Raw genomic sequence first — 12,546 nt, forward strand, 5'->3', positions numbered from 1 at the left:
TGGAAGTGATGAGTCGCATCGATACGTCGAAAGGCCTCAAACTGGCACAGCGACAGAACTCTCATACCGGCATGAGGCATACCTGAACGCCCACTGAGGAAGCGTTTGACCGCCTCCGGGGGGAGTTTGCGCAGTTCCTCGCGGGCGGTCCGGGTCACCTTGCCCGGTGAGCCCAGCTGGGCGTAGAACTCGATGCCGACCGGCGCCAGCCGCTTGTCCCGCAGGAGCAGCTCAAGCAGTTCATCGGCCGCCCCTGGGGACTCCCGGGGCACCAGCTGCCCTGCCACGGCTGCCAGGACCAGGTCGTCCGGGTGCTTCAGCATCCGTTCGATCAGCTCACGGCCTCGATGTGCGGTCCGCAGATAGTCGGCGACCATGTACTCGAAGAACGTCTGGTGGAAGAAGCGGACCGAGGACGTCTCGGGGATGGCCGCGACCAAGCCACGACGCCGGAGTTCGTCCAGGTCGATGTCGATGTCGTCCCATGACTTGTCCGGGAGCAGCTCCTCCAGGTGGTGCCCTTCCCTGCGGACATCCACTTCCAGGGTGTTGGCTGCGAGCATGTACCGGGCCAGCGCTCTTGCCGTGTCCAGCACACTCCGGTCTGCGTACCGGCCTGCGGTGTGGTCCCCTTCCCCGGCCCTTGAGTCGTGGTGCACGCGCCGCCGTCGAAGCTCGTCGAAGAGGGAAGCGACGTCGATTTCCTTGATGGGCGGGTCTGGTGCGTAGATGTCGAACAGCAGCCGCAGGTACAGAGGGTTGTCGCACACTTCCCGCAGCGGAAGGTCCCGGTAGACGGCATCTGTGAGGTCCTCTTCCAGACGCTCTGCGGCGCCCGCCCCGTACAGACGGTCCGGGCAGAACACCCGGCTGTGCCGCCCGATGGCGTCGCTGCGCTCACTGGGGCTGTACCAGCCCAGCATCAGCTGGGGCCGCAGGTAGGCATCTCTGCGCTGGGCCGGCGTCACGCTCGGCTGCGGCGTGGGCGCCTCTGCCGCCTCGGCTGCGGTCTCGTCGCCGTCGAGCGTCTCGAACGGCAACTGCATGGCCTCACCCGGCCGGCAGGAGACCACCACCGAGATCCCGGCCCGCCTTGTTGCCTCCAGCAGTTTCGCCACGAGCTTCTGCCCATCGCTGCTGTGCATCAGCAGGTCGAGCGTGTCAACGAGCAGGACAGGCGTCACATGCGTCGCTTCGCAGAACCGAACCGCTTCGATGATCTCGTCGACGGTCAGCGCCGTGGGCACGCCAGCCGCATCCGTCCGCAGACCGTCGAGAAGATAGGTCGCCTTGATGAACAGCGCTTCCAGGCCGGGCTGTCGGGACAAGGTGCGCTGCAGGCTCCACAGCACGGTGGTCTTGCCGGATCCGGGCTCGCCGGCCACGAGTTGGGCGCAGCGCTCGGGAATGGCGGCGAGAACGATGTCTTCCACGCCTCTGACCACGTGGAGCTCCTCAAGCCGGATTCCCTGCCGGAACCTGGGACCGGGCTCCATCACGATCGCCAGGTCACGCATCGCCTGCTCCGTCAGTCGGCGAAGCCGGCTGAGGGAATCCGCTCCAGGAGCATGCGCCGCCACGCGCAGGCCTTCCAGGTACTGCGGCGTGAGCCTGCGGTACCTGGCCGTCTCCTCTGGCGTCCAGCCCTTGTCCAGCCCTTTGTCCACGATCCTGCGCCGCAGGGCGACAACGACCTTCTCCAGCGCCTCGGCCTTCAGCGGGACGCTCTTGCCTTGGAACCAGTCACCGACGGTGGAGTGTCCCACGCCCGTCTCCTGGCTGATCGCCCGGTACGTGGGCCGGTTCGCCAGCTCAAGCAGGGACGTCAGCGCGGTGACGAAGTCTTCCTGCACGGTACGGAAACCCCCTTTTCTCTTGGCCACCTCTTCCTACCGCACCGCCGCCCCCGTCCGCTCCGGATCCGGCCGGAAAATCCGGGCTCCGCTGTGACCTGCGGATTCGGCTCCCGATACGGGGCGTCCGGCGCCGGACGCCCCCGGAAACGGCCGGATGGGTGTCAGACGCCGCCCGGCGTCCGACACCCGTCATGGAAGGAGCGCCACCGTGCTCGACTTCGCCGTCGCCGCTGCGCCGTCGGCCACCTGCCGCGCGTCACAGCCCATGGATCGGCTTCTGGCCGTGCTGCCGTGGATCGCGATCGTGATCCTGATCAGCGTCGTCACCGGCCTGGCCGTTGCCTGGATGAGCCGCAAGGCCGGCGACAACCGATGGGAGGCAGCGCGGCACGGGCTGACAGCCGCCCTCGCGTCGGTCGGACCACTGCTGGCCGTGGTCACGCTTGTGAGCACCTTGCTGACGACATGCCGCTGAACGCGGTCGATCCGCATGCCAGGAGATCCGTAGCCCTGGGTCGGTCATCGGGTGCTCCCGGGTGACCACCTTGCCACTTCGTGAAACCCGTTGGCGTTCCTGCTCATTGCGAGGAGAACACGGCGTCTGATCACCGACGGCGATGTGGGCGAGCGCACGCTCCACGACCACCGGCCCCGCCGTGCTGCGGCCCGACGCCCAAGGCGCGGTCACGCACTGCCGGATGCGGGTAACGTCGGCGGCTATGGACGTGGAACTGATAGACGGCGAACCCGAGTTCGGGCGCCTGGTCGCCGAGGTCGAGGAGACCGGCGAGCGCGTGCGCCTCAACGCGGACGGTGAGCCGGCGCGAGTGCTGCTGCCGGCGGTCGAGCTGGCCGCACTGGAGTACTGGGCCGCACGTCACAACAAGGGCGCGCGACCGAAGGACGAACCGGCACACGAGTACCCGCCGGGGCCGACGGTGTACGGGCCCTATATCGGCTACCGCCATCCGCACGGGGCGATGACGCTCGTCCGGGGCCGGGTGGTCGTCGCCGAGCTGCGCGACGCCGAAACGGTGGCGTGGCTGGAACAACAGGCGATGTACGGACGTCAGGGATACATGGGCCCAAAGCAGTCGGCGGCGTTCGCCGAGTTCCTCGCCCGTCAGACGCCGGTAGGCGACGAGCACTGAACGGCGAACCGGTCAGGCGACACTTGCCGGGTGAGCGGTAACCGCCGCACCCTCCGCAGCTGCCGCAGGCGCCCACACGGGCGCCTGCGGGACCGACGCGACCGACGCGACCGACTGAGCATCCTCATCCCGAAGGCCCCGCCTTCATCCCCGCCTACTACGGACCGTCAAACAGCCGCTGACCGCCGGAGGCTCATCCATTCCCGGTGACCTCTATACGTCGGCGTCGCCGATCCGCGATCCGCGATCCGCGATCCGCGATCCGCGATCCGCGATCCGCGATCCGGGCGAAACGCCCGTTGACCCGACAGGGTGACTTTGCGTTAGTTCGCGCAAGCGTTGCTGCAGGTCAGAGGCCCGTATGGGGAGCACGGGGAGTACATTTTCCACCAGCCGTGTTTTTAGTCATAGCTAAAGGTGGCATCCTCATGGGGTGGCAACGAGCGTTGCCGCTCATTGAGTTGGGGGTGCTGCACCATGGGCATTTTCGCCCGTGACGAGAGCCGGACGAACTTAGCGGCTTCCCGGATAGCGAGGGAGGCCACGGCCTCCCTGGCCGGCCTGCTGACGGGGCTGGGAAAGACCCGCTCCGACCTGGCGGCAGCGATGGGCGTCAGTCCGGGCCGCGTCAGCCAGATCATGTCCGCTGACGCGAACCTGACGGTCCGGACACTGGCCGCGGTAGCGGAGGCACTGGATGCCGACGTGCAGATCACCTTCCGTCCCCGACCTCAGTCAGCGGACGCCAGTGCCTGCGACAGCACCGACACACAGCCCTACAGAAGCAGCGGGCTGCCCGCCCACCGCTGAGCGTGTGAGCCGACGCCCGGGTCCCAGGCCCAACCCTCCGTGGCGGATCACGGGTGCTGCCTCTTCAGCGGGTCAGCCAGCGGTCGAACCAGCGGCGCTGCGGTGGCAGCGCCGGATGGTGGAAGGCGTCGTTGGACGTCGCTTTCGCCCGCAGGGCCCGGAGCTCTTCGTTCTCGCTCCGTCGGCCGTGCACGTATGCGAAGCGCAGCAGGTGTCCGCACTGCGCGAGAGCGGTGCCGAACGCCTGTCGGCGGGCGATGAGTTCATCATCCGTCGGCTCACGCCCGGCCTGACGGCATGCCTCGTCGAGACGGGTCTGCACGTCCAGCGCCGCATCGAGCGCCTTCTCGACGTCCGCGTAGATGGCGTTGACCGTCTTGGTCTCAGCGGCGAGCGGATGCCGTTCCAGCAGGTACAGCTTGAGATCGTGGACGAACACCCGGAGCTGCGCCGAGGTCTCCACACCGTGAAGGAAGCGGTCCGACCAGGTACAGGCGTCGAGGTGGACACGCTGCACCAGCCGCTCCCGGGCCAAAGCGATACCCAGCGTCATGAACTTGACGTACGGCTGAGCGGTCTCGTCCTGTCTGCGTCGGGGCAGCGCGGTGGCCCCCGTCGCAGCACCCGCGATCACAGGAGGAATCGACGCCGCGTGCGGCAGCAGCACCACCGCGCCGGCCGCCACCGCACCCATCAACGCCAGCACGAGCAGCATCAGACCAGAGGACGCCCAACTGCCCAGCAGCCGTCCTTTGCCCGAGAACTCACGCGCCAGCCCGACCCACGCGATGACCACGCTCACGGCGGCCGGTAACGCGTAATCAGCCAGCCAGGCATGATGCCAACTCATCGACGGCGCCCCCAGGACATTGCACGGACAGGCCGGACCGTCATCAGCGTGCGCAAGCCAAGCAGAGCTCCTTCCCGGCACGTCACACCAGCGCACAGTCCTCTCGCCGCACACCAGACGTCGAGAGCTGCCGCGAGTAGAGCTGATGATGTCAGTCGGCGCGAGACCGCGCCGTTACTTTCAGCAACAATCGGCCAGCGTGTCCGAGCATCGGACCGCGTCAGCCCGGTCGACGGACGGCCGGGCTCCGGCTCCGGATCTTTGCCGAGGACGTCTGTCTGTTGTTACTCGGTCGGGAACTGTCACGGTGAGCCGAGCGTCTGACATGTCGTAGTGGGGACATTGCGCTGTCATAGCCAGTGACTGGTGCCCCTCCCGCCGACCCCGGGCGGTGGCGCTCTGCCATGAGCGCCAACTTGGTCTCTCCCAGAGATGGGAGGGGCTTAGTGAGCGGATGAATAGATGATCAACGACCTTTGTCACGTCCTGCAGTCGGTCCCATGGGACTCGCTGGCTCAGGTGATGGCTCCGATTCTCACGGCATGGCTGCAACGCAAGAATCACTCTGGCGTTCAGATCGTTGAGGTCAGGTGCTCCTCAAAGGACGAGGAGGGTGAGGGCCCATGCCCTCACTGCCGCCGGCACCGATGACACACAGAGTCCCGGGTTCGCCCCCGGGACTCTCTCTTTGTCATCCGCTGCCGGGTGTTCAACCGACAGGTGCGGCGAAGGTGCGGCTGGCATCGCGGGCCGGACACCGAGTTGTACGCCGACGCGGTTCGGCTCTCGTTGAAATGATCTCTTCTGACTTGCAGGTCGTCTTCAAGGTGTGCCAGTTGGTGACCTCGATCACGGGCTGCACATGAAAAGGTGGGCCCCCGGGCGGGGCCCACCTTCGTGGTGCATGACGGTGCCCGCCGTGGCGGTCGGCGCCCCAGCCGCTCAGAGAACGGCGACGGTCGCCTCGCGGGCGTAGCTGAACCCGTCGTTGTCGAAATAGAAGACGGTGACCTTGACCTTGTCTCCCTTGACGAAGTACGAGCCCTGGGCCGGGCGCATGGTCACCTGGGCGATGTGGTCGCCGGCGTCGCAGACCAGCTTGTCCTTCTTGATCGTGCCGGCGGCGTTGCCTTCACGATGGGTGCCCGTGCCGAGCGTCCTGGCGTTGGCGACGAGTTCATGGTCCATGCCCGGATCGCAGGAGTAGGTGACCTTCACCTGTACGTTCGGCTTGTGGAACGACACCTTGTCGATGGTCAGCAGGTTGGCCTTCGCCGCTGCCGAGGGGGCAGCCGCGAGGACACCCGCACCCACCATCAGGGCAGTGGCCGCGGTCCCGGCAAGGCGTCGCCGGATACTGGTCGACTTCATCGATTCTCTTCCTTCCCCCCTGCACGATCACCCTTGGTCTGAAGCGTGGAGAAATCTCCAACTTGGCGGATGACTGCAACAGTTGATCGATTCTGGACCTGAATCCTACGTGATCTTCCGGCACAGTGCAGGTCGTGGCCTGACCGTCGGCGCCGCACGGTCGTGCACCGCGTCTGGCCAGGGTTTCGGCGGATCATGTGACTACTAGGCTGCGACGATGGAACACATAACCGACGTACCCGAGAGCTCCCGGTCTGCCGATCCGGTCCCGGCGAATGACTACGACAGATTCGCCGAGGCTTACTCGGCGGAGAACGAGGACAACCTCGTGAACGCGTACTACGCCCGGCCCGCGATGCTGGCCCTCGCCGGAGAGGTGGCCGGCCGTCGGATCCTGGACGCCGGCTGTGGCTCAGGCCCCCTGTCCGCCGCACTGCGCGACCGCGGTGCGGTCGTCACCGGCATCGACGCCAGCGGCGGGATGCTGGCGCTGGCCAGGCGGCGGCTCGTGTTCTTCGTCGTCGAGGTACCGCCGTCGCCTGCGGGCGCGGGCGACTAGGGGCTGTCCGTCGGCTCCGCGGCGCCGGTCACAGCCGCGGCCATACCGCCCTTGACGATCTTGGACTTGAAGCTCATGAGACCTTTCCCGCCTGCGAGTTGAGGAGCCCCCCAACCTCTCGCCTGTCACGAGATTCGCGCAAAATGATCACGGGATCAACACGCGTAGCTGATTGAGAGATGAACAACCTATACCGGGTCCCAGGCGGCGAGGCGGTTGAGGCTTGCAGTAGCAGAGGCCGGCAACCAGGACGAAGGTCCAAGCATTTGCGGGGACTTCGTTCGCGGCGGTTGGGGACTGAGGCGACAGTAGCCGGGCAGCTTCGACATGGTGCGCTCGACGGCGGCCCAGCGGCACCACCCTCATCGTGCGCCTCCGGGTCTCTCGCCGGAAGCGGCTGCCGTATCGTTACGGCTCATGTGGCCAGGAGAGCAGTCGCCGAGGGACGGACAGAACCCGCAGCAGCCCCCGGTGGGAAGTCAGTCGAACCCGTACCAGCAGCCTGGCCCACCGAACCCTTACCAGCAGCCCGGTCCCGGCCCGTACCAGCCGAACTCCTACCAGCAGCCCCATCCCTGGCAGATGCCCACGCAGCCGGCCGCCGGCGCACCCGTGCCCCCACCGACGGGTGGCGGCCGCAACCGGACCGGACTCGTGGCCGTCATCGCCGCGGCAGCCGTCGTACTTGCCGCCGGCGTCACCGGATTCCTGGTCCTCGGCGGCCACAGGCACGACGAGCCCGGCCCGAAGCCGACCAACGCGACATCACCGTCACAGAGTTCCGCCAACCCACGAGGGCCGGGCACCACAACCGCCACGGTCAAGGGCTGGCAGGTAGTGACGAACCCGACCCAGCACATCGCATTCGATGTCCCGCCCCAATGGGAGATCCAGTCCCCCGGCTGGGTCACCTACGTCTCCAAGGACGGGGACCCGGATGACAAGCCGCTCATTGCGATACGCAATGTCGCGATGCTGCAGAAGAAGTGGTGTTCCTCGGACGACAACCGGGACGGCACACTGGAGAACACCCCACTGGCCCAGGTGGGCACGAGGGGCAACAACGGGTACGGAAGCACGCAGGAGATCGCCGGCTCCGACTCGCAGACCTGGGTGTTCGGAGCGTATGCCCAACCGGACAAGAAGAAGGTGAAGACCGGCACCGTCGAGTCGTTCACCACGAACTCCGGCCTCAAGGGCACTCTGGGCACCGCCTGGTCCGTAGGCACGAAGAAGTCCGAGAAGTGCGCCACGGACGGGAAGGCATGGGTCTTCGGCTTCAAGAACACTGCAGGGGATCTGGTGTCCTGGTCGTTCTTCGGCGCAAAGAACGTGAGCGCCGAGGTACCGGACGCGACCATTCGGAAAATCGCCGCCACGGTACGGCTTTACGACGGCCCGTCGGGCTCCTGATCCCACACAGACCCCGGCGAAGGCGGACCGGTCAGCCCCGCCCAGACGTACGCGCGGACTTCGCTCCTGCATGCGGCCTCCCTGTCGGGCAGACGCCGGTCCGGCCGTACGCTCCGGTCCGATCAGGTGATGCACACGGTGTGCGACACCAGGTCGCTTGCGATGCATGATCACGAAACTCGGCGCGCCGAGGGATGATTTCGGAGATTTCTCACTAATCTCCGTTTGCTGTAAGGAGTCGATGCTTCACTCATCGATCCACCTCGCCTCACCGGAGATGACATGTACAAGCTTCGCAAGGCCGCCGTCCTGGTCGCCGCCCTCAGCAGCGTCGGAGTGCTGACCGCCGGCACCACCCACGCCGCCGGCTGGGGTCGGGGCGACGGCCACGGGGGCAACCGATACAGCGTCCAGCAGAGCACCCAATGCAAGTCCCATGACCTGAACATCGACGTCCTCGGCGCGGTCGGGCTGATCAACGGCCTGCTGGGCAACGGGCTCAACGGCGAGGGCGACGCGGGCAGCCAGAGCACCCACCTCGGCTCGACGATGGGCTGCAACAACAGCGCCTTCTAGACGGGCCTCTGCCGCCACCAGAGGTCGCAGGCGGTCAGCGAACGGCTGACCGCCTGGCCGGACGCACGGGGACGGCAACCTGGCCACCGTCGACTACAACGGCGACTCCCTGACGGGCACCCGTCCGGTGGCTCCGTCCTCGGGCGGTCGCAGAGAATGTCAGGTCGTGCAGGCTGATGATGTCAAGGGGTCAGTTCTGGTTCACCGGCCAGACTGCCGCCGGATCGCAGTGGTCCGGACAAGCCAGCAGGTAGACCTCGTTGCCGAGAAACAGCCAGTAGGTATCGGCGCTGATGCTGTAGGGCTGCTCTGGCCGGCCGGGCCGGATGGCGAACCGCATGTGCTCAGGCACCTGGCAGATGTAGACCAAGTCGGCGCCGCACGAGCACCGGTAGTACTCGGGATCCTGAGCCCAGGACGGCCTACCGCCCACCTTGAACATCGGGGCTCCCAGTCCTCGCGCGTCAGGGGTGTCGGCGAAGGGGTGCAGGGTCAGCGGCAGGGCGCACACGGACGGTTCGAGCTCCGCCGCCGGCGTCGTCGCACTGCGCTGGAGCAGCACGCGCCAGAACGGACGTGGGTAGGGCGGCTGCGCAGCGTCCCAGTACCGTGGGACCAGCCGGCCGTCGGCGGTCTCGGGCTCGGATGCGTCGTTGTGCATGCTGCAGTGGAAGACCAGGAGGTGGTCTCCGCCGAAAGGCTCCAGGTCCGAAGGCAGGTCGAGCTGGAAGAACAAGGCCATTCGAATGCCGCAAAAGCACTCCGGCCACTCCTGGGCGTCGTCGAAGAAGGGCCAGCCGCCCACCGAGTTCCGCATCGGCTGCTCCAGCGGATCGGTTCCGATCTCGATCGCGTAGGCAGGCAGCACCGCCTGGGTCTTCCTCACATCAGGTTCGAGCATCCACTCACCCTAAGGGTGCCCTTCCGCGGGTTGGTGACCGTCCTGCGGCGTGCACCAAGTCGTCACGACGGCAGCCGGCCACCGGCGACGGCCATCCCTGTCACCGCGTATGGACGCTCCAAAAGCCTGCCGTTAACCTGCAATCAGTCATGTCGGGGGCATGCGGGGGGCTGGCTGTATGGACATTGATGGCCGCATCGACTCGTTCATCGGCCACGACCCTTCACGAGCCGTGGTGCTGTCGTCCCTGCGCGGAAGAGATCTCCGCGTTCACCGCAACGCCCACCGGGTGTTCCCTGCCGCCAGCCTGATGAAGGTACCCCTGGCCCTCACCGTGCTGGAGCGCGCGGACGCCTCGCGCGTGGTCAAACGGTCCGACTTGGAGCGCACGGCCTACCCGTCCCTGCTTGAGGTGTTCGATCCTCAGCACGAGTTCACGCTGGCCGAACTGTGTGGTCTGATGCTGGCCACGAGCGACAACCCCGTCGGCGCCTTCCTGACCGAACTGGTCGGCATGGACGCGGTAACGGACACAGCCACACGAGCCGGAGCACAACACACGTACATGCGAGTGGGGTTTACCGACGCCGAGTTGGGACCGAAGGCCAGAGACAGCACCACGACAGCCCATGACATGGCCGCCATCCTGCGCTACGCAACCACTCAACCCCGACTGCACGACATGATCAAGGCCATGCGCAACAGCATGCGCAACTTCCGTCTGCCGCTACGCCTCCCTGACGACCTGCACGTCGCTCACAAGACCGGAAGCCTGCGTGGCCTCGCCCACGACGCCGGCATCCTCTACGGACGCGACAGTGACGTGATCGCCGTGTTCCTCACCGACGACCAGCAGGACACCGCCACCGTGGGCATCCAGATCGGCGACTGCATCGCCGATGTGTGGCATCAGCTCGGCGAAACCGCGTAACCGGGCTCGCGGACGGGAGTCCCCAGATGACCGACCAGCGCAATGTCATCGCAGAAGTCCGGCGCACGGTGCGCATCTACAACCTTCTGATACTCGTCGTGGGAGCGATTGCTCTCGTCATCTCGGTGAACCGCGCCCACGACGACGTGATCGTCAAGTGCCTGGAGGTGATCGGCAGCACCCTCGTCTCGGCAGCCGTGGTCAGCATCATCTTCGGCCAGATCACGATCCGCGACACAACGCTGCAGGTTGATCAGGCCATCGACCACGCTCTGCGTGAAGTCCTCGAACCCATACGGGAAAACCTCTTCGCCGGAGCCCTCGCCCGCTACCGGTGGGACTGTCACCTGGACGGCCTCGCAGTCGACGGATACGCCGTCCAGGCCATGCGCATCTCCTACCAGGTCTCGACCCTGCCCACAGAACTCCGCTTCGTATGTGTCTCGTCACTGTCGGACGAACCCTTCAGCACCCTGGCTGGCGACAACAGATATGTGTTCCGCTGGCAGATCGACGAGGGGCTCGCGCTGACGGACCGAAACTGCTTCCGCGTCGATCACGTCCGCGTCAACGGCCAGGAACTCCCCCAAGAGCCACCGCGCCAGACCGTCCTGCATGGATCTCCCGCGATCGAATACCGATTCCCGCTGTCGGAGCAGCGCCGGCATCACGGTCTCCACTACGTTGAATTCCACGTCGTTGCCCGCAAGTACCTCGGATCCGACCGTGAAATCCGGGTCCAGGCCACCACCTTCAAGCCCATCCTGGATGCGGAGTACCGCCTCACTGTGGGCGAGACCATCGGCTCTCAGATCCTGAACACACAGGTGTCCGGACTGAGCCGACTCGGTGCGAGCGGACTGACCCAGCACGGCCGAACCTACCCCGAGGCGTTCGGTCAGGTCGCCGCCCACGCCATCTTCACCACGCCGCTGCAGACGGGAAGCACCGTCGTGTTCACCGTCGACCGCGGCAACCCGCGCCGGACGAGCCCGAGCGGCGGAGCGACCTGAGTCAGCGAAGTGCGGTCCGGGGATTCGTGGCACTGCACCCATAGCATTTCAGTGGCGTGTGACATTGCATATGGGACTGACCGGTCCCGACCCCCTGCCGGAAGCTCCCCGGGCTCCCTACCATCCGCGCCATGGATCTAGAGGTACGGCACTTGCGAGTGATCTGCGCGATCGCGGAGGCCGGAAGCCTGACCCGTGCCGCCGCGTCGCTGTGCATGACCCAACCGGGGCTCAGCGCCCAGCTGCGGCGTATCGAGGCCATGCTGGGCGGACCGATCTTCGCCCGGGGGCAGGCCGGTGCCGTGCCCACCGCGCTGGGTGAGCTGGTGCTGCCCCGGGCGCGGGCGATCCTGCCGGGCATCGACGGCCTGCTCTCCGACACCGCCCGTGCCGCTCACTGCGGGACGGCCCCCGGCCGTGTCCGCCTCGGATCGGTGGGCGCCCCGTTGCTGGCCGATCTCGTCCTGGCCACAAGGGAGTTGGTTCCCGGATCGGCCGTGACGACCCGATGTCAGTACTCCCCGTCGCCGCTGGTGGACGACCTCTCGGCGGGGCGTCTGGAGGCGGCGGTCCTCGGGGACAGCCCCGGGCATGAGCTCGCGCCGCGCGAGGGAGTCGTGCTGCGCCCGGTGGTCACCGAGCCCGTCTTCGCACTGCTGCCGTCCGCCCATACCCTGGCCGGCCGCGAAGAGGTGGGTCTGGAGGAGCTCATCGCGGAGGACTGGGCCATGCCGCATCCGGACAGTGACCGTACCCGGGAGTACTGGGCGTCCGTCTTCTCCCGGACGGGCCGTCAGCCGCACGCCCCCTACGAGGCGGAAGGCCGGCAGCTGATCGACATCGTCCGGGCGGGCCTGGCCGTCAGTCTCTGTCAGGCCACCTTCATCGAGGTGCCGGGCGTCGCCGTGCGCCCGCTCACCGGTGATCCTCTCTGGTACCGCCACGTGCTCGGCCTGCGCCACGACGGACCGCTGGCCGCACACGGTGACGAGGTCGTGCGCAGGGTGGCCGCGGGGTATCTCGCCACCGGTGCCGCCGCACCGGCCTACGCGCGTTGGCGCCGGCGCCGCCCCGAGACGCTGTGCCTGCCCGGGTGAGCCACCACGCGGTGAAGA

12 protein-coding genes and 1 pseudogene are annotated in these 12,546 nt (G+C 66.9%); 9 read left to right on the forward strand and 4 right to left on the reverse strand.

The features are described 5' to 3' along the window. Positions 1 to 1,853, reverse strand: a 1,853-nt coding sequence (locus ACZ7GZ_RS22975; RefSeq protein ID WP_471026936.1) for a hypothetical protein, incomplete at its 3' end; no start/stop codon positions are given. 211 nt (positions 1,854 to 2,064) lie between these two features. On the opposite strand from ACZ7GZ_RS22975, the gene ACZ7GZ_RS22980 reads away from it, so the two are divergent. The 3 genes from ACZ7GZ_RS22980 to ACZ7GZ_RS22990 all read left to right on the forward strand — a co-directional run bounded on the left by ACZ7GZ_RS22980 (position 2,065) and on the right by ACZ7GZ_RS22990 (position 3,817). Continuing rightward, positions 2,065 to 2,331 (forward strand): hypothetical protein, encoded by a 267-nt coding sequence (locus ACZ7GZ_RS22980; protein ID WP_471026938.1) that lies wholly within the window; start codon positions 2,065 to 2,067, stop codon positions 2,329 to 2,331. A gap of 244 nt (positions 2,332 to 2,575) precedes the next feature. After that, positions 2,576 to 3,007: a type II toxin-antitoxin system Phd/YefM family antitoxin gene (locus ACZ7GZ_RS22985; RefSeq protein WP_471026940.1), complete on the forward strand. Its 432-nt coding sequence runs from the start codon at positions 2,576 to 2,578 to the stop codon at positions 3,005 to 3,007. Between the two features lie 477 nt (positions 3,008 to 3,484). Next, positions 3,485 to 3,817 (forward strand): helix-turn-helix domain-containing protein, encoded by a 333-nt coding sequence (locus tag ACZ7GZ_RS22990; RefSeq protein ID WP_471026941.1) that lies wholly within the window; start codon positions 3,485 to 3,487, stop codon positions 3,815 to 3,817. 64 nt (positions 3,818 to 3,881) lie between these two features. Here ACZ7GZ_RS22990 and ACZ7GZ_RS22995 read toward each other — a convergent pair whose 3' ends face one another. After that, a complete protein-coding gene (locus ACZ7GZ_RS22995; RefSeq protein WP_471026944.1) occupies positions 3,882 to 4,748 on the reverse strand; it encodes a hypothetical protein in 867 nt (288 codons plus the stop codon). 861 nt (positions 4,749 to 5,609) lie between these two features. Continuing rightward, positions 5,610 to 6,038 carry a hypothetical protein gene (locus tag ACZ7GZ_RS23000; RefSeq protein ID WP_471026947.1) on the reverse strand — a complete coding sequence of 143 codons (429 nt, stop codon included), beginning with the start codon at positions 6,036 to 6,038 and terminating at the stop codon, positions 5,610 to 5,612. A 217-nt stretch (positions 6,039 to 6,255) separates the two neighbouring features. On the opposite strand from ACZ7GZ_RS23000, the pseudogene ACZ7GZ_RS23005 reads away from it, so the two are divergent. The 3 genes and pseudogenes from ACZ7GZ_RS23005 to ACZ7GZ_RS23015 form a co-directional block, all read left to right on the forward strand. Further along, positions 6,256 to 6,546 (forward strand): annotated as a pseudogene (locus tag ACZ7GZ_RS23005) (class I SAM-dependent DNA methyltransferase); the annotation flags it as partial. Positions 6,547 to 7,179: 633 nt separating this feature from the next. Next, on the forward strand, positions 7,180 to 8,010 hold the full coding sequence (locus tag ACZ7GZ_RS23010) for a DUF8017 domain-containing protein (RefSeq protein ID WP_471026950.1): 831 nt from the start codon (positions 7,180 to 7,182) through the stop codon (positions 8,008 to 8,010). A gap of 282 nt (positions 8,011 to 8,292) precedes the next feature. Continuing rightward, entirely contained in the window at positions 8,293 to 8,586 is a 294-nt protein-coding gene (locus ACZ7GZ_RS23015; protein ID WP_471026951.1) for a hypothetical protein, read from the forward strand. Between the two features lie 190 nt (positions 8,587 to 8,776). Here ACZ7GZ_RS23015 and ACZ7GZ_RS23020 read toward each other — a convergent pair whose 3' ends face one another. Beyond that, positions 8,777 to 9,487, reverse strand: coding sequence for a hypothetical protein (locus ACZ7GZ_RS23020; protein WP_471026953.1), 711 nt, complete (start codon positions 9,485 to 9,487; stop codon positions 8,777 to 8,779). A 178-nt stretch (positions 9,488 to 9,665) separates the two neighbouring features. Between ACZ7GZ_RS23020 and ACZ7GZ_RS23025 the strand changes: the two genes are divergently transcribed. The 3 genes from ACZ7GZ_RS23025 (at position 9,666) to ACZ7GZ_RS23035 (ending at position 12,528) form a co-directional block, all read left to right on the forward strand. Next, on the forward strand, positions 9,666 to 10,418 hold the full coding sequence (locus ACZ7GZ_RS23025; protein WP_471026954.1) for a serine hydrolase: 753 nt from the start codon (positions 9,666 to 9,668) through the stop codon (positions 10,416 to 10,418). A 26-nt stretch (positions 10,419 to 10,444) separates the two neighbouring features. Next, a complete protein-coding gene (locus tag ACZ7GZ_RS23030; protein ID WP_471026956.1) occupies positions 10,445 to 11,431 on the forward strand; it encodes a hypothetical protein in 987 nt (328 codons plus the stop codon). A 131-nt stretch (positions 11,432 to 11,562) separates the two neighbouring features. Further along, positions 11,563 to 12,528 carry a LysR family transcriptional regulator gene (locus ACZ7GZ_RS23035; protein ID WP_471026958.1) on the forward strand — a complete coding sequence of 322 codons (966 nt, stop codon included), beginning with the start codon at positions 11,563 to 11,565 and terminating at the stop codon, positions 12,526 to 12,528. The last annotated feature ends 18 nt before the right edge of the window (positions 12,529 to 12,546 follow it).

The organism is Streptomyces sp. NPDC037288, assembly GCF_055603265.1.

What these genes read in the sequence shown, in the direction of transcription:
- ACZ7GZ_RS22985 (WP_471026940.1), top strand. Translation starts at nt 2,576, where the DNA reads ATGGACGTGGAACTGATAGACGGCGAACCCGAGTTCGGGCGCCTGGTC.
- ACZ7GZ_RS22990 (WP_471026941.1), top strand. Translation starts at nt 3,485, where the DNA reads ATGGGCATTTTCGCCCGTGACGAGAGCCGGACGAACTTAGCGGCTTCC.
- ACZ7GZ_RS23000 (WP_471026947.1), bottom strand. Translation starts at nt 6,038, where the DNA reads ATGAAGTCGACCAGTATCCGGCGACGCCTTGCCGGGACCGCGGCCACT.
- ACZ7GZ_RS23010 (WP_471026950.1), top strand. Translation starts at nt 7,180, where the DNA reads ATGCCCACGCAGCCGGCCGCCGGCGCACCCGTGCCCCCACCGACGGGT.
- ACZ7GZ_RS23015 (WP_471026951.1), top strand. Translation starts at nt 8,293, where the DNA reads ATGTACAAGCTTCGCAAGGCCGCCGTCCTGGTCGCCGCCCTCAGCAGC.
- ACZ7GZ_RS23020 (WP_471026953.1), bottom strand. Translation starts at nt 9,487, where the DNA reads ATGCTCGAACCTGATGTGAGGAAGACCCAGGCGGTGCTGCCTGCCTAC.
- ACZ7GZ_RS23025 (WP_471026954.1), top strand. Translation starts at nt 9,666, where the DNA reads ATGGACATTGATGGCCGCATCGACTCGTTCATCGGCCACGACCCTTCA.
- ACZ7GZ_RS23030 (WP_471026956.1), top strand. Translation starts at nt 10,445, where the DNA reads ATGACCGACCAGCGCAATGTCATCGCAGAAGTCCGGCGCACGGTGCGC.
- ACZ7GZ_RS23035 (WP_471026958.1), top strand. Translation starts at nt 11,563, where the DNA reads ATGGATCTAGAGGTACGGCACTTGCGAGTGATCTGCGCGATCGCGGAG.